Annotated in this window: 18 protein-coding genes and 1 tRNA gene; 2 read left to right on the top strand and 17 right to left on the bottom strand. The window is 54.4% G+C overall.

The genetic code is table 11. From position 1 onward, the window contains the following. The first annotated feature begins 133 nt into the window (after nt 1–133). Nucleotides 134–209 (top strand) — tRNA-Phe (locus ACJ8KE_RS13825). Between the two features lie 1,244 nt (nt 210–1,453). Here the strand turns inward: ACJ8KE_RS13825 and ACJ8KE_RS13820 are convergent. The 12 genes from ACJ8KE_RS13820 to ACJ8KE_RS13765 form a co-directional block, all read right to left on the bottom strand. Continuing rightward, nucleotides 1,454–1,732 carry a hypothetical protein gene (locus ACJ8KE_RS13820; RefSeq protein WP_442517286.1) on the bottom strand — a complete coding sequence of 93 codons (279 nt, stop codon included), beginning with the start codon at nt 1,730–1,732 and terminating at the stop codon, nt 1,454–1,456. A gap of 138 nt (nt 1,733–1,870) precedes the next feature. Beyond that, nucleotides 1,871–2,407: a helix-turn-helix domain-containing protein gene (locus tag ACJ8KE_RS13815; RefSeq protein WP_016929383.1), complete on the bottom strand. Its 537-nt coding sequence runs from the start codon at nt 2,405–2,407 to the stop codon at nt 1,871–1,873. A 103-nt stretch (nt 2,408–2,510) separates the two neighbouring features. After that, nucleotides 2,511–3,305 (bottom strand): MrpH family fimbial adhesin, encoded by a 795-nt coding sequence (locus ACJ8KE_RS13810; RefSeq protein WP_110146525.1) that lies wholly within the window; start codon nt 3,303–3,305, stop codon nt 2,511–2,513. 399 nt (nt 3,306–3,704) lie between these two features. After that, a complete protein-coding gene (locus ACJ8KE_RS13805) occupies nt 3,705–4,511 on the bottom strand; it encodes a hypothetical protein (RefSeq protein ID WP_152514000.1) in 807 nt (268 codons plus the stop codon). Between the two features lie 161 nt (nt 4,512–4,672). After that, nucleotides 4,673–5,326, bottom strand: a complete 654-nt coding sequence (locus ACJ8KE_RS13800; RefSeq protein WP_116404186.1) for a fimbrial protein — start codon at nt 5,324–5,326, stop codon at nt 4,673–4,675. A 56-nt stretch (nt 5,327–5,382) separates the two neighbouring features. Then, a complete protein-coding gene (locus tag ACJ8KE_RS13795) occupies nt 5,383–5,928 on the bottom strand; it encodes a fimbrial protein (protein WP_370530984.1) in 546 nt (181 codons plus the stop codon). 33 nt (nt 5,929–5,961) lie between these two features. Continuing rightward, nucleotides 5,962–6,456 (bottom strand): fimbrial protein, encoded by a 495-nt coding sequence (locus ACJ8KE_RS13790; protein WP_016929388.1) that lies wholly within the window; start codon nt 6,454–6,456, stop codon nt 5,962–5,964. A 14-nt stretch (nt 6,457–6,470) separates the two neighbouring features. Then, nucleotides 6,471–7,001, bottom strand: coding sequence for a fimbrial protein (locus ACJ8KE_RS13785; RefSeq protein WP_228988496.1), 531 nt, complete (start codon nt 6,999–7,001; stop codon nt 6,471–6,473). A gap of 76 nt (nt 7,002–7,077) precedes the next feature. After that, nucleotides 7,078–7,830, bottom strand: coding sequence for a fimbria/pilus periplasmic chaperone (locus ACJ8KE_RS13780; RefSeq protein ID WP_033634298.1), 753 nt, complete (start codon nt 7,828–7,830; stop codon nt 7,078–7,080). A gap of 18 nt (nt 7,831–7,848) precedes the next feature. Further along, complete coding sequence (locus tag ACJ8KE_RS13775; protein WP_097102942.1) at nt 7,849–10,389, bottom strand: outer membrane usher protein; 2,541 nt, start codon at nt 10,387–10,389, stop codon at nt 7,849–7,851. Nucleotides 10,390–10,435: 46 nt separating this feature from the next. Further along, on the bottom strand, nt 10,436–10,978 hold the full coding sequence (locus ACJ8KE_RS13770) for a fimbrial protein (protein ID WP_016929392.1): 543 nt from the start codon (nt 10,976–10,978) through the stop codon (nt 10,436–10,438). Between the two features lie 92 nt (nt 10,979–11,070). Continuing rightward, on the bottom strand, nt 11,071–11,613 hold the full coding sequence (locus ACJ8KE_RS13765) for a fimbrial protein (protein WP_016929393.1): 543 nt from the start codon (nt 11,611–11,613) through the stop codon (nt 11,071–11,073). 415 nt (nt 11,614–12,028) lie between these two features. On the opposite strand from ACJ8KE_RS13765, the gene ACJ8KE_RS13760 reads away from it, so the two are divergent. Beyond that, nucleotides 12,029–12,769, top strand: a complete 741-nt coding sequence (locus tag ACJ8KE_RS13760; protein WP_318670006.1) for a winged helix-turn-helix domain-containing protein — start codon at nt 12,029–12,031, stop codon at nt 12,767–12,769. Nucleotides 12,770–12,858: 89 nt separating this feature from the next. Here the strand turns inward: ACJ8KE_RS13760 and ACJ8KE_RS13755 are convergent, their stop codons facing one another. The 5 genes from ACJ8KE_RS13755 to ACJ8KE_RS13735 all read right to left on the bottom strand — a co-directional run bounded on the left by ACJ8KE_RS13755 (nt 12,859) and on the right by ACJ8KE_RS13735 (nt 17,119). Beyond that, the gene (locus ACJ8KE_RS13755; RefSeq protein WP_080033353.1) at nt 12,859–13,350 is read right to left on the bottom strand and encodes a hypothetical protein; all 492 of its coding nucleotides are present in this window, start codon (nt 13,348–13,350) and stop codon (nt 12,859–12,861) included. Continuing rightward, entirely contained in the window at nt 13,331–14,065 is a 735-nt protein-coding gene (locus ACJ8KE_RS13750) for a winged helix-turn-helix domain-containing protein (protein ID WP_228988497.1), read from the bottom strand. Before ACJ8KE_RS13750 ends, ACJ8KE_RS13755 begins: the two co-directional genes overlap by 20 nt. Before the next feature lie 325 nt (nt 14,066–14,390). Beyond that, the gene (locus ACJ8KE_RS13745) at nt 14,391–15,011 is read right to left on the bottom strand and encodes a DUF2238 domain-containing protein (protein ID WP_016929397.1); all 621 of its coding nucleotides are present in this window, start codon (nt 15,009–15,011) and stop codon (nt 14,391–14,393) included. A 121-nt stretch (nt 15,012–15,132) separates the two neighbouring features. After that, nucleotides 15,133–16,152 (bottom strand): 7-bladed beta-propeller protein YncE, encoded by a 1,020-nt coding sequence (yncE, locus tag ACJ8KE_RS13740; RefSeq protein ID WP_370446673.1) that lies wholly within the window; start codon nt 16,150–16,152, stop codon nt 15,133–15,135. 106 nt (nt 16,153–16,258) lie between these two features. Further along, entirely contained in the window at nt 16,259–17,119 is an 861-nt protein-coding gene (locus tag ACJ8KE_RS13735) for an isochorismatase (protein WP_016929399.1), read from the bottom strand. Nucleotide 17,120 lies beyond the last annotated feature (1 nt).

Here is a 17,120-nt window from a genome sequence, read left to right as displayed (position 1 = left end):
CCAAGGTGCCCCCCCCGGCAGGCGCATTTTTTGCGCCCTTTGCCTGAAAAGCCAGCAACCGGAGGCATTTTCGCGTATTTCACGCATAAAGCCGTTGACGGCTTTATGCCAATACGGTTTAATGCTGCCCGTTGCCCGGATAGCTCAGTCGGTAGAGCAGGGGATTGAAAATCCCCGTGTCCTTGGTTCGATTCCGAGTCCGGGCACCATATTTAGAGAACCCAGCCTATGGCTGGGTTTTTGCTTTTCAGAGACAGGACTCTCCATCGAACTGCGTTCGATTATTCGGCCAAGGGCCTCACCCTGCGGGCCAGCGCTAAAGCGCTGTTCAACGCGGCGCCAGCGCCGGTTGTCCGAGTCCGGTCGCCCTATTTAGAAGAACCCGCCTATGGCTGGGTTTTTGCTTTTCAGGGACAGGACTCTCCATCGAACTGCGTTCGATTATTCGGCCAAGGGCCTCACCCTGCGGGCCAGCGCTAAAGCGCTATTCAACGCGGCGCCAGCGCCGGTTGTCCGAGTCCGGTCGCCCTATTTAGAAGAACCCGCCTATGGCTGGGTTTTTGCTTTTCAGAGACAGGAGTCTCCATCGAACTGCGTTCGATTATTCGGCCAAGGGCCTCACCCTGCGGGCCAGCGCTAAAGCGCTGTTCAACGCGGCGCCAGCGCCGGTTGTCCGAGTCCGGGCACCCTATTTAGAAGAACCCGCCTATGGCGGGTTTTTCGCTTTCTGGGGGACTGACTCTCCATCGAACTGCGTTCGACTATTCGGCCAAAGGCCTCACCCTGCGGGCCTGCGCTGAAGCGCTATTCAACACGGCGCCAGCGCCGGTTGTCCGAGTCCGGTCGCCCTATTTAGAAGAACCCGCCTATGGCTGGGTTTTTGCTTTTCAGAGACAGGACTCTCCATCGAACTGCGTTCGATTTTTCGGCCAAAGGCCTCACCCTGCGGGCCAGCGACACAGGACGAATGCTCCCTTCTCTGCTTGCATCCCCCAAGAACGTTGGCTCCAGGGGCAACCGGATTACCGCATTCTCGGCATTAGGCGTGAAAGTAACGGTGCCAAGCGAGCAATATCCAATGTTGATACTCACTCTCTGGTAAAAAACGCTACCTCATACAATGTGCAGCAGCGTCAATGACGCCGCCATGAAGCCAATCGGCGGGAAGAATGGCCGTAGTCTTGAATAGACAACTGCCTTTTCTTCATATGCTGCGCATGCTTATAGAATGAATAAATGCTTAAGCAGAATAAAAACATCGCGAAATAGAACAAACTCACTTCACCTTTCCCTTGGTGTAGATAATACCCAACGTAAATTACGCACAGCTACCATCACTGCCAACGATAATAATTCACCGAACTTATGCTTTGAGTCGGAACAACAGGCTATTTAATCAATAGTCACAAAAAAAGCAGGGAGGATAACCCTGCTTGTCATTTTAAAATCAATATTACTGACATAGCGGCAAATACTTCTTCATAAACGGCGATTCGCAGAACGCATTCATGACTTCGCCTTTATCTTTAGGCTTGGCGCCTGAGTTGGTGTTGCCTGCACATTGCCCGCTATTTTTCCCCTGGCCATTGATGCATTGGCCAAAATCGCTATTGCCGGCGCCGCTGGCGTTGCCATGATTCCCCTGCACATTCTGATTGCCGTTAAAACCGGCGTGCGCATAAGACATCATCATGATGCCAGCGCCAATAAGTAAAGCCGCTGTCGTTTTCATAACTGTCCCTTTGTGTTATTTAGAAAATGAATAAAAAAAATACTTAACATTCCCTTGGGGAATGTTAATCACAACTCATGATTTTTTAGCGTTATGAAGATATCAGATGAGAATAATTTAAATTATCCCCCATCACGGTTAGGAATACTCTGCCTCTGGTGATAACAACCAATAAATAAAATCATGGCTGCGGTTTAGCATCAGCTTGCCCATCACCGAACGTTTATGACTGTGCACCGTTTTAACGCTCACCCCCATCACTCTGGCGGTTTGCGATTGATCCAACCCGCGCCGTAAATAGCCGATAACCTGCCGCTCACGGGGAGTCAACAGCTTAGCGGGAAATCGACATACCGGCTTCGGATTAACCAACGTATCAGACAGCAGCGCAAACAAGCACTGCTGATCGTCGGTGCGGTACAGCACCCGGTTCGCGCGCCCGGAGGCAACGGTCTGCTTTTCCTTAATGGTGACGACATGCGCCCCGGAATAGGCTGCCCAACGCCGGGCACGCCGGGCCGGAGAGGTCAACACGATGTCAGGCCGCTCATCGCTGCCCGACGGCAGAAAATGCGCGATTTTATTATGCTGCTGCGCATATGTCGCAATGCTTAACCGCAAGCCGGCGGCAAAATAGCGGTTTTCGTCATCGATGACGATATTGAGTGGTTTCATTTCATTTGCCCTATTCATAACTGAATGACTTTTGACTTTAGCTTTCTCAAGATAAGTGAATAAGCATCGGACCGATCATATTTCCCTTATTGCTCCTGACACATCATGGGATACTTAGTATTATCACTTTCGAACCTTGAAATTCACCGACACCGCTGGGAGAGCCGCTCAGCGTTGAGCTTAATGTAAACGTTTTTCCTACCGGGCCGACCACTGCCGTATGCCCAATACCGAGATCGTCACCGTTTACTTTCAAATGACTGGTGATCCCACCGCCCAGCTGAAGATCGCCTTTTCCACCCTGTGCGACAATCAATAATTTGAAATCTTTATTACAGGCCGCTCTAAAGGAACTGCTGACGGTATGGCCATTCACCCCGTCACTCGCTATAGAACCGTGATCCAACTCAATATAGGGCTCTTCAATGCTGCAGTATGTGGGGATAATTTCCGCCATCGTGCAATCCAGAGCCCCTCCGTCCATTGGTACAATGGGCCCCGAGAGTAGCTGATATGCCAATGCATAGCAGTGCTTTTCTAAGGCAGACACATATCTGGAGTTTACCGCCCGATTTAAATAGCCTTTCCTGGCGAAAAGATCGGCTAACTCCCCCATCGTTCTTAAGTATGATGCCTCGCGACCTAAGTAAAATGATTCATCAAAGTAGCCCACATTGAGGGGAGAGTTATAGTATATGAAAATACGGCACCTACTATCATCGCCCGTCATAGGGCTATAACAGGAAAGTAAAGGGTTCCTGCTGGAGTCGTCCACGTCCCATCTTATAACTTTAACTAAATATTGTTTAGCCGGTGGTGAGTATTTTACGTCTAACTCCCAGCTACCTTTAGCCTGAAGTGAAAAAATCAGCATAAAAAAAAGCAAAAACGGTTTCATATCTCACTCCATAAAAATATGATTCTTCTTTATAAGAAACCCATAAAAACTCAGCCCAGAACCCCTGGCTATTTATTGATGTTTAACCAGAGGCATTACCTGGCTTGATAAAACATAAGGGGGGAATCACACTACTCTCACCCCAAAAAGAATGAAAAATCAGAAAATCAGCTTATAGAAATCAACATCCATACAGCCTTTACCTTCACGCCACTGGATGATTAACCTGTAATAACAATCGATTACATTTTTACATCGCAGCCACCCTTTCCAAGTCAAGATATTGGTGGACCGGAGCAATAAACTCGTTCATTTCAAAAGGTAAATAATCTGACATCCATTTACGTCTTGTGCACATGTCAGTTTGTAGTCGTGTAGAGCACCTTACCCAAATGATTCTCAGGCGGGTTCTATCACCATAATGGCGCTGCCAAAATAACTTCCGGCATTATTCAAGCCAAATAATTTACTTGTTAAATTAAGCACGTTAGCACCAGCCAACAGATTAAACACGCCACCAATCGCATGACCATTAACGCTTATATACGCAAGCCCTGCAGGTGAGAGATTGATATAAGGCTCATCATTAATGAATCGCACCCTTACTTTTGTTCCCGTGCTGCATTGAATTGAAACCTTTCCTTCCGCTATGGAGCTCTCAGCTTCTTTAATAGAAAGAGTGCCATGATCAATTTCCACTTTTGGTGTTATAATGTTGCACCATTGCTGGGGAGGAGGCACTATCAGGCACATGCCCGCAGGATAGAGAGTACCGCTCCAGGGTGTTAAAACACGACTCGCGGCAGCCACATACCCCAAACATTCAGGAATATCGCCCCCCAGATAACCGCTGTGAAGAATGGCATTATTTTGCTTCCCTCTATAAACTTCCATAGCAAGATCACTGATTGTTCGCACACCATTACCTGACACATTGCCAAACCCTTCAATTCTTGCAATAGGATTGCTTGACTTAGACTCATAGTGTTTATGCGCAATACCTACGAACCATTTATCAGGTACAACAACATCCCCCGCACTACCGATCTCGATGACTGACTCTGTGTACTCATACTTCATATATCTTGAGGCGCCATTATCCACAATAGTGCTGGAAATAGAACTCACAATAGGATAAGGGCTGGCGTAGCCATATGAGACAATTAATCCGGCAACGATACCAATAATATGCTTTATAATTGACACCCATCCCCCTTACCGGTCAAAAAAACAAGAGCAAAACAAAATGAATAAAGAGATCGATGTAGATCATCCGCGAAGCCCCATTCTTCATAGCGAATATGTCAGAAAAATCGACGCATAATAAGCTACTTGAAAATTAAATTTGGCCCACCAATTATCCGCTTTTAATCGTAATTGAGGCTAAAATCCACTGTTGCCCCAAAACTCCCCGCCCGCAAAGGCGCGCCGGTACGTTCAGCCATCACGTTGTAGTTCAACACATTGCTGCCCGGCGTCAGCCACAGCGGCTTGCCGCGGCTGCCTAAACGAATGTCTTCGCCCTGGGCATCCAGCAGGCGCAGCCCCATCCCGCTCACGCCCTGCGCTTTCACCAACTGCGGGTTATCCGCATCGGCCGGTGCACGGAAGCTCACCCGCACCGCCGGCTGATCCGCCGCCCAGCTCAGCGCACCGGTGCGTTCATCCAGGCTCGCCGCCGGGCTGCGCAGGCAATCGCGCAACCGCAGCGCAAAGCGCACCGCCGCGCCGCGATCGCCGGTTTGTGTCAATGACCCGGTCGCTACCTCACCCAGCCAAATTTCCTGCCGCACGCTGTCCATCTCCAGCCGGCAGGCGCTTTCGGTCAATGCCCCCCTGACATAAAGCACACCGTTAGCACCATCCACTTCCCAGTTATCTACCGCCTGCGCCGCCGGCAGCAGCCACATCATGGCCGCCAGGCTGAGCGGCGCCATCAGCGCCAGGCCGCCCAGCGAGGCGTAATAGCCCAGTTCACCGCGCAGGTATGCCCAGTCACACATCGTCTGTTTCCCTGTCATAGTTCTCTCCTGATAAAATGGGGGCTTAGGGCCGTTTGCCGTCACGCTAAACATGCTTACTCATATTCCAGGCCGAAAGTCGCCACGGCGGAAAACGTTCCCAGGCCAATGCTCTTCTGCGCTAGCGCCTGCGGTTCCCCTTGCACATAAACTTGCAGCTGCAGGCTGTTGTTCCCCTTGGCGATCGAATAGCTCGCGCTCGGTTTATTCATCGCCAACGGCTCACCCGTCGCCGTCTCCAGCCCCAAAGCGATCCCGGTCGCCATACTGGCGCCATCCGGTTTTAGCAACCCTGGCAGCGCACCGCTTTCGGCACCGGTGAAGGTCACCTTCACCGTGTTGCCCAGGCTGATGTCACAGTCCTGCAGCACCAGACTGAACGCCTTACCGGGAGTACGGCCATAGGTATACAGGTACTTATCGATCACCGTACCGAAATCCAGGCGGATATCCTCATCACCCGGCCGCAGCGTGCAAGGCTCGGCGACCAATGCGCCGCTGAAATGCATATTGTCAGCGGCGGCCCAACACCCACTCGCGCCGATCAGTAACCCCACGCCGATAACGCCTCGCCACATCGCCGTTTTACTTATCCTCTCCATGCGCTTTTCCTCTTCTTTCTTCCGGCCCGTAGCTCAAAGGTAATTCGCCTGCAGCGTCGCCGTGGCGGCGAACGCGCCTTCTTTCAATGGCACACCCGCTTTGGCAACCGGCACCGCTTCCAAACGCGGCGGATTCGCAGGATCGATTTTGATGCTGCTGTTCGGGGCGAACGGTTTGTCATCCCGGTACAAGCGGATACCGAGGTTACCGTTATCTGTTTGCAACGCGGCGTTATCAAAGGACGCAGCGTTGCCCTTAAAGGTCAATGTCAGCTCCCACGGCAGGGCACCGGGCAAATCACATTGGATGCGGTAATTCACCGCTTGCCGGTAGTTGACACCATCGACTTTGTTGATACCGACGCGCTGGCCAAACGCCACTTCGATCACGCCGCCATCGTTGATGCGGCAGGGCGGCGGCGCACGCAGCGTCCCTTTCAGGTGCATGGCGACCTCTTCGGCAGCCTGAACGGAATGGCCGAACAGACTACTTGCACACAACAGCATCACGGCAACGCCCTGTTTCATGTTCGCCTCCCGGTTCATTGATAATCGACACGCAACGTGGCGGAGGCCGTAAACTCGCCCGTCGGTAGCGTCGCGTTCGCCTGTTTCACGGGCACCGCCTCCAGCTTCGGCAAGACGGGAAAGGTGAAATTCTGCCAACTGTTCAATTCGATACGTGCATCGTTGTTTAAAAACGCAATGCCCAGGCTACCGACATTGGTCTGGAGCAGCTTGCCATCGAATACCGCTCCGGTGCCGGCAATCAACAGCCGCATGCCGTTCTTTTCCGGTTTGTCGCAGGTCACCGAATAGTCGACGAGCGTGCGATAATTTTCGCCATCGACGCGCGTCGTCATCACCTCATCACCGAAATTCACCTCGATCGGCTGATTACCGTTGATCACGCAAGGCAGCGGCGCCAGCACGGTCACTTTGACCGATACCATGGTGGCGGCTTGCGTCACTCCAGCCGCAAACAGGCAGAATGCACCGGTCAAAAAAAGCATGCATGTTGTGTTAAATAAGCGGTTCACCTTTTTGCCCATTCCCTGTTGTGTACTGCCCATGATGTTCCCCATCACGTCGGGCGATACGATAATGAGGACGTTTTGCCCATCCGCGCCGCAAACGCCCGCCGTAACATCAAGATGCTTTCTTCTCCGGCACCACTTTGCAGACCGTACCCGCACAATTGAAGCTCAACTGCGGGCGGCCGCCGTAGTCGTTGATATAGGTCAACACCGGGCTGTTACCCAAACTCCCGGCACTCACCGCCAGCGGCGCGCTGCCCTTCGGCTCGATCATTAACGGTTCGAACCCCTTGGCGCCTTCAATGCCTTTGCGGCTGGCGGCGTCAATCAGCGTGACGTAAAACGGCGTCGGGTTGTTCACCACATACTTGTCGCCCTGTTTACTGAGGGTGAGCTGCTCCTGCCACGGCGCCGCGTTGCGCTCCGGCGCGATCGCCGCCGGGCGGTAGAACAGCTTGATTCGCGTTTGCAGCGCGATTTGCAGCGAGTTCGGTTTGTTGCTCTTCGGCGGGATCTCGCGCAGGTTGAAGTAGTACAGCGTCTCCCGGTCCTGCGGCAGCATCTTCGCCGCCGGCAGTGCCTGGATCTTCACCTGGCTCGGCTTACCCGGCTCGATGCGCTGCACCGGTGGCAATACCGTCAGCGGACTCTGGATCTTGTTGCCCTGCGCGTCTTCCAGCCAGCCCTGCGCCAGATATGGCAGCTGTTTGTTCTGGTTGCTGACGCTCAGGCTCACCGACTGCACGCCGCCGTCGAAAATCACCCGGGTGCGATCCAGCGCAATAGCCGCCTGCGCGGTTGGCGACAGCGCGCCGGCCAGCAACGACGTGGTGGCCAGCAGGCCGATGGCGTTACGTTTGCTCATCATAAAAAACTCCTTAATTCAGTGTTCGTCGCCGCCCGCACCGGCGCTTAACGCCCGGCACGGCAGCAGTAAATTGGCTGTCAGCATCTCGGCCGGCAGCGGTGTCGGCATGTGCACTTCGCACTGTTCGGTGCCGTTCCAGCGCACCGTCATCCGCTCCCCGGCGTTGATGCCGCTCAGGTAGACGCTGCCGCCGTCGTTGACGATACCGGTCTCCTGTTTACGGGCATTCAACACTGTCGCGCCGAACGGCGGTTCACTGCCGTCCGCCAGCTTAATCACGGCCATCGCCTTCTCCCCGGCGATCACCGCAAACTTGCGGTAACCGATGGCGCCTTCGGTCAGCGTCGCCTGCACCACCGAGGTAGTGGCCTCGGCGTTATCGTCCAGCTTGTCCAGATCGATGCTGGCCTTGTTGCGGTAGTAGCTGTTGACGTCCGTCACCACCGCCTTACCCCAGCGGTTGGTCGCCATCGTGCTGCCGTATCCGCGTACCGGTACCCCGGCCACCCCTTCGGTATCTAACAACAGTCGGGTCCCGCCAGCCATACCGGTACGGTGCAGCGCGCCGCCTTCGGCGGTCAGCGTCATCCCGCCCTGCAACGAACCGCCGATGGCGCTGTACCGGTCCTGTTGGTAGCTGGCGTTGGCGCTCATCCGCGCCAGATCGCCATCGCGGTTGTAGTAGCCGCTCAGGTTGGCACCGCTGCGCGAGCCGCCGGCGCTGATCTGGTAGTTGCTGCGATCGTCGATGCGGTCGTAATACCCCACCCGGTGGGTGCTGTCGTCACGGTTCACCGTTGCGTTGTAGCTCAGCGTGGCGCCGTTGCCCCACGGCACCGACAGCGACAGATACATGCCGTCGTCGTTGGTCTCGTTGTAGCGGTTGCGGTAAGCCGACAGCGACAGACTCAGGTTTTTAAACCGGCCCAGGTCGAAATAGCGCGACATCGTCAGGCTGTAGCGATCGTTGGCCGGCCGATCCCAGTAAGTCTGGTGGCTAACGTTGAGATACGCGCTCAACCCGATATCGCGCAGCTGCTGGTTGTAGGTGATGGTGTACATCTCCTTGCTGTTGCCGAACCGTTGCCCGAACTGGCGCGCGTCCAGATACTCGCTCATGCTCATAAAGTTCTGCTCGGAGAAGCGGTAGCCGGCAAAGGTCACCTGGCTGTCCAGCTCGTCGAAGCTTTTCGAGTAGCTGAGGCGGTACGAGCCACCGCTCAGCGTCTCGCCGTTGTACGGCAGTTTGGCGCGCGACTGGGTGACGTCGAACGACAGCGCCCCCAGCAGCATCAAATCGCGGCCGATACCCAGTGCCGCCGCGTTGTAATCGCCGCCCAGCAGCCCACCGCCGAACAGCGACCAGCCGTTGCTCACCCCCCAGGAGAACTCGCCGGTGCCGAACATCGGCCCCCGGTAGCGGTGATCCATATCCGACGGCTTGCCCGCCGCCAGCTTGTAGCGCAGCGAGCCGGGGCGCGTCAGATACGGGATGCTGGCGGTGCTCATTTTGAATTCCTGCACACTGCCGTCCTGCTCTTCCACCCGCACGTCCAGATCGCCTGTAACCGCATCGTTTAGATCCTGGATACGAAACGGCCCGGCGGCGACGGTGGTCTCATACAGCACCCGCCCCTGCTGGCTGACAGTCACCTTGGCGTTGCTCTTCGCCACTCCGCTGACTTCCGGCGCGTAACCGCGCAGGTTCGGCGGCAACATGTTGTCGTCGGAGCGCAGGCTTACGCCGCCGAAGCGAAAGCTGTCGAACAACCCGGAATCCAGGTAGTCCTCGCCCAGCGTCAGCTTGGATCTCAGCGCCGGGATCGCCCGGTAGGCGTAGTAACGACTCCAGTCCAGTTGCTTATCGGTTGACTGCCCTGAGCCGGTCTGGTGGTTCAGGTTCCCTTGCCAGTCGGCGCGCAGCCGCCAGGCACCCAGGTTGGCGCCCGCCACGCCGTTACCGCTGGCGCTGTAACCCCGTGAACCTGTCTGCAATTGATGCTGGGTCTGCATATTGACGTTGTAATCAAACAGCAATCCCGGTATGCCCTCGTCCCAGCGGGCCGGCGGATCCCAATCCTCAGAGACATAGTCCAGATAAGCCTGGGGGATGCTCAGATACAGCGCCGAGGTGGCTAAATCCCCACGCACTTCCATACCCGGCAGACTGGCCTCGTCCAGACAGGCACCTTCGCGCCACCAGGTTAACTTTTTCAGCGCCTCAGCCCTGATACCCAGCTGCGCCACCAGCTCCGGCGATAAGCAGGCACGGCTGCCATTGGCATCGTCGTCCGGTGCATAAAACGCCACCGGCTGTTCCGGCAACGTGGCTTTATTGATATGTACCGCCATGCCGTACTGACCTGGCATGATGTAACCGCCACGCGAGAACTGGCTCAGATCGATGTTTTTGCGGTCGTTCACGTCCAGCACGTCGGTATTGAACTGGATGTCTTCCACCGCGCCGGCTTTGCTCGCCAAGCTGCCCAGCACCAGCGCCACGCAGGCGCTGAGAATATGCAAACGAAACGGTTTCCCGGCAGGTAAAAACATCATTTCCAAGACCTTTTAATTTATTGATTTCCCTGACTCATCAGCCGGCTCAGTAATAATCCATTTTGAAGCGCACTGATGAGAAATAGTCCCCGGCCTTCAATGGCCGCTGGTTACTGATTAACGTCATGGCGTAATTCAGACGGTAATTCCCCGGCAATATATTTATCGACGGAAGAGATTTCCCAGGTGTGGCAATATTTCCGTCGGCATCGGTTATTTTCAGTGCAATACCGGAGGCATTACCGCTAACGCCAAACATTTCGCCATCAACATGGCCATCAAATGTAATCTGGAATTGTTTCCAGTCCGGTAAGTTTTTATCGGCGCGTTCGAGCACGCAATTAACCAATTCAATACTAAATGGTACCGACCGACCTCTGCCGTCGCGCGCAATATCTGAGACAGGCATAATATCCATATCGATAATTTGCTCTCGGCTTTCCGTTGCTATTGCACAGGCAGTGTCAATAATAGCCCCTTGCATATTGACGCGCCCTTCACCTTGCACGGCAGAGAACGCCTGCTGGGAAATAAAAAATGGCGCCAGCAATAGGCAAAAAGCCCCTATTTCTTTTATTTGTTCACTCATTGCCATTCCCTGGTGAAATCATGCTGCCTTGAAAATGGCATGCGGGGTGCCCCGCATGCCCGATAATCACACGTATTTCGTCAGGTAACGACTTACTGGTAAGCCAGGGTAAAGTCGGCTACGGACTGGAACTCACCCGGGACGATCACGGCGGTGGAAGCCGAGCTGCCCTGCAGATAAGCGGCGAAGCTCAGGGTGTTGGCACCGTTTTGCAGCTCACGCGCTTTGGAAGGTTTGCCCAACTCGATGTTGGTGCCTGCGCCGTCGGTGATGGCGATGCCAGCGCCTTTAGCGGTACCGGTGATGCCCAGCAGTTTGCTGTCGGCTTCAGAAGCGGAACCGGAGAAGGTCAGCGCAACGCTGTTGTTTTTGCCTGGATCCTTGGCGGTCAGCTCACAGTTTTCCAGTTTGATCTGGAAGTTGCGCGGGGTAGATTTACCGCCGTTTTTCAGCGCCACGTTAGAGATTGCTCCCAGTTCAACAGTCTGATCCAGAGATTCAGGCGCGATTGAGCAAGGAGCGTCAATGATAGAACCGCTGAAGGTCACTTTACCGTGCCCTTGGTCAGCAGCGTGCGCCAGAGAAGAAACACCCAATGCCATAACGGCGGCCAGCATAATTTTATTCAGTTTCATATAAATCCCTTACATTCCTTAGTAAGTAGTGGAGTAAATTAAATCCGTAAGTCACGCATGCAATGCCGCAGCTTTATTCCTGAGCGTTGTATTCGTGGCTAATACATAGCGTTTTTGCGCTCCGTATCAGTGGGAACAAATTTACACCCTCCGATCTCATTTTGAAATGTTATGTCGCAAAAATACAAAAACACAGGATTATTATCGATAAAATAATAATTAAATAGATTTTAACACTAAAAAATAGAATTTAATTATCAATATTTATTTAAAAAAACTTGTAAGCAGATAAACATTTCATATCAATTATACGGATAGAGAGAAAAATCCTATTTACACACAGCGCGAAGGATTGAAAAAAGCCGCATCAGGTCTCAGAATAATCCCTCGACAGGAAAGTTGACGGGTAAATGAAATGATTTTTATCATAAATGAAGACATCCTCTTTAATGAGGATGAGGGCACGCTGTCGCATATTGATAATGCCAGCAATAAAATAGTTTTACTTAAACCGACCGGCAGATTGCTTTCGTTGTTTATTCGCAATAATGATAAGCTGCTGCTGCGAGAGAGGTTGCTTAATGATGTCTGGGTTGAGCATGGGCTCAAAGCCTCCAATAACAACCTGAATAATTACGTTTCCGGCCTGCGTAAGTCATTGGCGCAGTTCGGCGTAGAAGATATTATTGTGACCTACCCCCGCCAGGGGTTTAAATTTAATGCCGCAAGCATTCAACAGATGGATATAAAAACCAATGAGATTAATAATAATGATTATAGCGAAACCGAAATAGCGTCAACGCCGCCGCCGGCAAGAACGCCGAACTTTCGCCGCTCGGTACAGCGCTTAATTATGATCATGGCCGCTTGTTTAGTGCCGTTTGCCGCGATTGTGCTTTACCAAAACAGCACGCGCATCAGCGTTTATCCGTTGGGCAATGAGCAAAATTGCCAAATTTACACCATGCGGTTAGGCAGCGGCGAGCTGGCATACATTAAGCGAGAGATACGGCAAGCCGGCTTCAACTGCCAATACCGGGCGGATGTCTATTACTATGACAACATTCGCAATGAGGGCACTGAAAAGGACGAACAGTGGTTAACCTATTGCCCGCGGGCGAGCAATAGCCCGTGCATTAACAATTACATAAAATAACGATATCTAAATTCATTTTAAAATAGCACCTGGGTTATGAATCCATCCTTGCCCCTCGGTCGTGCCGGTGCCGGGGGCGCAGGTTGCTGTTATGATGACGTCACGCAGACATAATACGGTGCATGGTTATCCACAAACAGATAATGGCGTGCATCCATGCGTTCAATACGCAGGTGAATCGTCTGCCCTTCGATGGGTAAACTGCGGTTCAGCGCCTCATCTTGTAGCGTGTCCTGCGGTTTTCGGATATTTTCCCGCACCTGAAATTCGTAGTTCCCCCCCCATTTTCGGTAATCGACCCCCATGGATCGTTCAATGATGTAACGCTTGCCATCGTAAAACACACTGCCGTTAAACAGTATGGTGGCATGCCTCACCCCATCAGGGACCACGCTTATCAGCAGCGTTCTCTCCAGCATTTTTCCTTCATATTGGTTGACGAAACGTTCAACCGCCGTACATTCCGGAATTTGTGGTTTAAAAAATAAAAAATAAGCAGAAACGCCGCAAACCAGCACGGCCACCGCCGCGGCAATCGCATAGCCGTGGCGGCATACTGAGCTATAGACCCCTGATTTCATAGTAGTTCTCACATTGTACCTTACCCGAGGTCATGGCCTCCTGCGGACAATAATAGAAATAAGACGCTCTGACCCGCCCGCTGGCATTTGGCACCAGGACCTGGCTGTCATAATAAAGCAACGTCGCCGGCTCGCCGCAGGTTGCCGTTTTCTTCTCTTGCAACATGTTCTTCAGGTGGTTCAGGTCGATCTCGCCAGGGCCGACATTGTGATAGGAAGTGACAAATTGCACATTGCAGCTCCCGATCTTCCCCACCGTCATCAAACTGGCCGAGGGATACCCCGTCTCCTGCCAGGCCAAAATCCCGCTTCCCGCCGCCAGCAGCAGCAACGCGGCCAACCCGAAGCGCTTAAATCGTTGCACTCGCAGCGGCCTGGTCGGCAAGGGGTTTTCTGCAGCCGCCAGGATCGGCATCTCCGGCAAACTCTCCGCCAGGCTGTCCGTCGTCTTCAACGAAGCGGCGGTAAACATGAATCCCTGGCGCGGCAACGTGACGATAATGTCGTCCTCGCCCATGGCGGCGAACATCTTGCGCAGGATGGAAATGGTGTTATTGAGGTTATTGCCGGAGGCCACCTGGCCGTGCGCTTCCCATACCTGCGTCAGCAGGGTATCGCGAGAGATCACAAGGTTATTGTTTCTGACCAACGCGGACAGCAGGCGGTTCAACGTGGCGGTGAGCGGTTGAGGCGGCAGCTCAGCGTTGAGATCCACCAACTCTGATCTATCTTCATGATATTTAATCTTATTATTAATTATGTATCTCATTATTCCCCGCTCAAAAAACTAATTAATAATAATTAGCCCTTGTTAAACATGAGAATAGTAGCACACGGCATGAGTTAAGAAAATTCCTAGAAAAACGCATAAAAAGCTAAATAAACATAAATTATGAAATAACATTGTGCTGTCTCACAGGGTGAAAAATATTTAACTGATGATTGTCGATTTTTATCATGTGGACATTAAAAATGCCGCCCGGCAAATACCGGGCGGCACGAGAAATATCTATTTTCACCAGGCTCAACCGCCGCCGGGCTTACGCCTTTAAACGCCGCAGTTGCCGATCCTGCCAGCCACCAAACAGCCATTGGCCGGCTATCGCGCCGAGCAAGGCGCAGAACATGTCGGACTGCGTGTCCCACGGGTCGCCCTGGGTGCCGAGAAACTCATCGGCGCCCTGGCCCAGCGCCAGCGCCGCCCACCACTCGATAAGCTCATACACCGCGCTGATCGCCAGCGCGATACAGCACACCACGAAGCCCAGCATTTTGCGGCCCTGCACATAACCGCCGCGTAGCAGGATCTCGCGCGCCGCCAGCGCCGGCACCAGCCCCTGGAAGAAATGCCCCAGTTTGTCGTACGGGTTGCGGCCAAGATCCAGCCACTGCTGCACCTCAAACCCCAGCGGCACGCGGGCGTAGCTGTACATGCCGCCGAAAATCAGGATCAGCGCGTGGAAGAAAATCAGCGTGTAGAGCAGCGGCGTCAGCGGGTAACGGCGATGGGTCAGCCACAGCAGCGGCAAAACGATCAATACCGGCGCCACCTCCATCAGCCAGGTGGTGCGATCGTAAGGGCTGATGCCGCTGTGGATCAGCGCGGTCAGCAGCAGCAAGGTGATAATGGACAACAACAGCGGAGAGCGTAAGACGGGCATAGCCAACGTTCCTTCGGGTCAATAATGCAATCCCCTCTTTATACCGCAGATCGCACGGCGAAAAAAAACAGGCGGAGCGTCGCCGCTTCGCCTGTTCGGTATGCGCTTAACCAGCGAGGGATTATTTCAGCGCTACGCGGATCACGTCGTCCGGCGCGGTCGCTTCTTTCTCGCGGCTGGAAGCCTGCTTGACGCTGACATACAGCGTCTGGCCGTCCGGCGACAGCGCCAGGCTATTCGGGTGGGTCGGCGTCTTGATGGTGTTCAGCACCTTGTAGTTCTTGGCGTCGATCACGCTCACTTCGCCCGCCTGGCGGTGGGTCACGTAAACTTCATTGCGCGCCGGGTTGAACAGCACCGCCAGCGATTCCGGCACGTCGATCTTGCTCAGGATGTTGCCGTTGCGGGTATCCACCACCAGCACCTGCGGCTGCTTGGAATCGGTGATGAAGGCGCGGTGAGTGGCGGTATCCAGGCTGATGTTCAGGAAGAAGTGCTCTTTAGTCTCATCCAGCTTCTTGCGCGACAGCACCTTGTTGGATTGGGTATCGATGGTCACCAGCTCGCCGTCGGCGTTGGTGACGTACAGGCGCTTGGCGGCGGCGTCAAGCGCCAGGCCGGTGCCGTACTTGCCGGTATCGGTCACGGTGGCGCGCAGGGTCAGATCCTTGCCGTCCACCACCCACACCACGCTGGATTCACCCAGCCCGGTAATGTACAGGGTATCGCTGTCGGCATCCGCCACCAGCTCGCGCGGCGCCAGCGGCTTGACGGTCTCGGAGCGCTGGCGCGCGTCCAGCACCAAGCGGCCTTTCACGTCGCCGGTCTTGGCGTCGATGGCAGTCACCGAGTTATTGACGGTGTTGCCGAAGAACAGCGTACCGGTCTTGGCGTTGACGGCTGCGCCAAATGGCTTGATGTCGTTATGGATAATCTGGGTCACGTCCAGCGTGGCCGGATCCAAACGGTAGACGATGCCGCCCTTGTCCAGCTTGCGGCTCTGCGAGGTGGCCAGGTAGAGCGCGTTCTCGCTCGGGCTGTAGGCCATTTCATAGGCGCCCTTGCCGACCGGCTTGCGCAGCACTTCCGGCGCGGTCTGCGCCAGCAAGGTGTTGGAGAACAGCAACGTAGACAGCAGCATCAGCGGAAATGCCGCACGTTTTCCCTTGGTGATCAAAGTATTCATCAAAATCTCCTTATAGAACCAACAGGGCGGCCGAACGGCCGCCCTCTGCTCGTGATTAAAATCAGGCTTTCTCTTCGGAAAGCAGCGCCCACCAGCTGTCGATGGTCGGGTTGCGCGCCAGCGCGATAAAGTCGATGTCGCTGCGGATCTTGCGCCAACGGGTCGCCAGTTCCATGATGCGCACCGAATCCAGCCCGTAATCGATCAGGTTTTCATCGTTGCCCATGTCTTCGCTGTCTTCGTCCAGCAGCGGCAGGATCTGCTGACGCAGCGCATCGATGCTGGCGATACCGGCCGCCGGCAGCAGAGACGCGGTGGTCACCACCCGGCCGCAACGGCCGGCGGTGTAGCGCAGTGCCATCAGGTGTTCGTCGCGCGAGAAGTCCGCCAGGCCGTCGGCCACCATGAACGGCTGGATGTTGCGCATGAAGGCGTCGATGGCGGTGGTCAGGCAGCCGATGTGCGCATACACGCCGCAGATGATCAGCTGATCGCGGCCGGACTCCTGCAGGATCTCCTGCAGCGGCGAGCGATGGAAGGCGCTGTAGCGCCATTTCACCAGCACCGTGTCGTCTTCGTCCGGCGCCAGCGCGGCAGTCACCGCCTGTTGCTCAGGGTGTTTGTTCAGGCCCGGCCCCCACATGTCGTTCAACAACGCGCGATCTTCATCGCTCTGCTGGTTCGGCTGTGCGGTATAAAACACCGGGATGCCCTGCTGCTTGCAGTAGCGGCGCAGGTTGGCGATGTTCTCCACCACCTGTTTAATCAGCGCGCTGTCCTCGCCCCAGAAGTTGAGGAAATACTGCTGCATATCGTGGATCAACAGCGCGGCGCGCTGCGGCTCCACCTGCCAGGTGACTTTATTTTGCGGCAGTTCGTCCGCCGTCGGCAGCGCGTAGTCATTAAGTTTTGGAATGGCCATC

The organism is Serratia sp. CY56464 (genome assembly GCF_052168435.1).
GTDB lineage: Bacteria > Pseudomonadota > Gammaproteobacteria > Enterobacterales > Enterobacteriaceae > Serratia > Serratia marcescens.
The sequence above is the reverse complement of the archived record's forward strand: the minus strand, read 5'-3'. Positions and strand labels throughout refer to the sequence as shown.

Excerpts from the sequence above, each read along its gene's own strand:
- ACJ8KE_RS13820 (WP_442517286.1), bottom strand. The coding sequence starts at position 1,732 with ATGAAAACGACAGCGGCTTTACTTATTGGCGCTGGCATCATGATGATG.
- ACJ8KE_RS13815 (WP_016929383.1), bottom strand. The coding sequence starts at position 2,407 with ATGAAACCACTCAATATCGTCATCGATGACGAAAACCGCTATTTTGCC.
- ACJ8KE_RS13810 (WP_110146525.1), bottom strand. The coding sequence starts at position 3,305 with ATGAAACCGTTTTTGCTTTTTTTTATGCTGATTTTTTCACTTCAGGCT.
- ACJ8KE_RS13800 (WP_116404186.1), bottom strand. The coding sequence starts at position 5,326 with ATGACAGGGAAACAGACGATGTGTGACTGGGCATACCTGCGCGGTGAA.
- ACJ8KE_RS13795 (WP_370530984.1), bottom strand. The coding sequence starts at position 5,928 with ATGGAGAGGATAAGTAAAACGGCGATGTGGCGAGGCGTTATCGGCGTG.
- ACJ8KE_RS13790 (WP_016929388.1), bottom strand. The coding sequence starts at position 6,456 with ATGAAACAGGGCGTTGCCGTGATGCTGTTGTGTGCAAGTAGTCTGTTC.
- ACJ8KE_RS13785 (WP_228988496.1), bottom strand. The coding sequence starts at position 7,001 with ATGGGCAGTACACAACAGGGAATGGGCAAAAAGGTGAACCGCTTATTT.
- ACJ8KE_RS13780 (WP_033634298.1), bottom strand. The coding sequence starts at position 7,830 with ATGAGCAAACGTAACGCCATCGGCCTGCTGGCCACCACGTCGTTGCTG.
- ACJ8KE_RS13775 (WP_097102942.1), bottom strand. The coding sequence starts at position 10,389 with ATGATGTTTTTACCTGCCGGGAAACCGTTTCGTTTGCATATTCTCAGC.
- ACJ8KE_RS13770 (WP_016929392.1), bottom strand. The coding sequence starts at position 10,978 with ATGAGTGAACAAATAAAAGAAATAGGGGCTTTTTGCCTATTGCTGGCG.
- ACJ8KE_RS13765 (WP_016929393.1), bottom strand. The coding sequence starts at position 11,613 with ATGAAACTGAATAAAATTATGCTGGCCGCCGTTATGGCATTGGGTGTT.
- ACJ8KE_RS13760 (WP_318670006.1), top strand. The coding sequence starts at position 12,029 with ATGATTTTTATCATAAATGAAGACATCCTCTTTAATGAGGATGAGGGC.
- ACJ8KE_RS13755 (WP_080033353.1), bottom strand. The coding sequence starts at position 13,350 with ATGAAATCAGGGGTCTATAGCTCAGTATGCCGCCACGGCTATGCGATT.
- ACJ8KE_RS13745 (WP_016929397.1), bottom strand. The coding sequence starts at position 15,011 with ATGCCCGTCTTACGCTCTCCGCTGTTGTTGTCCATTATCACCTTGCTG.
- yncE (WP_370446673.1), bottom strand. The coding sequence starts at position 16,152 with ATGCTGCTGTCTACGTTGCTGTTCTCCAACACCTTGCTGGCGCAGACC.
- ACJ8KE_RS13735 (WP_016929399.1), bottom strand. The coding sequence starts at position 17,119 with ATGGCCATTCCAAAACTTAATGACTACGCGCTGCCGACGGCGGACGAA.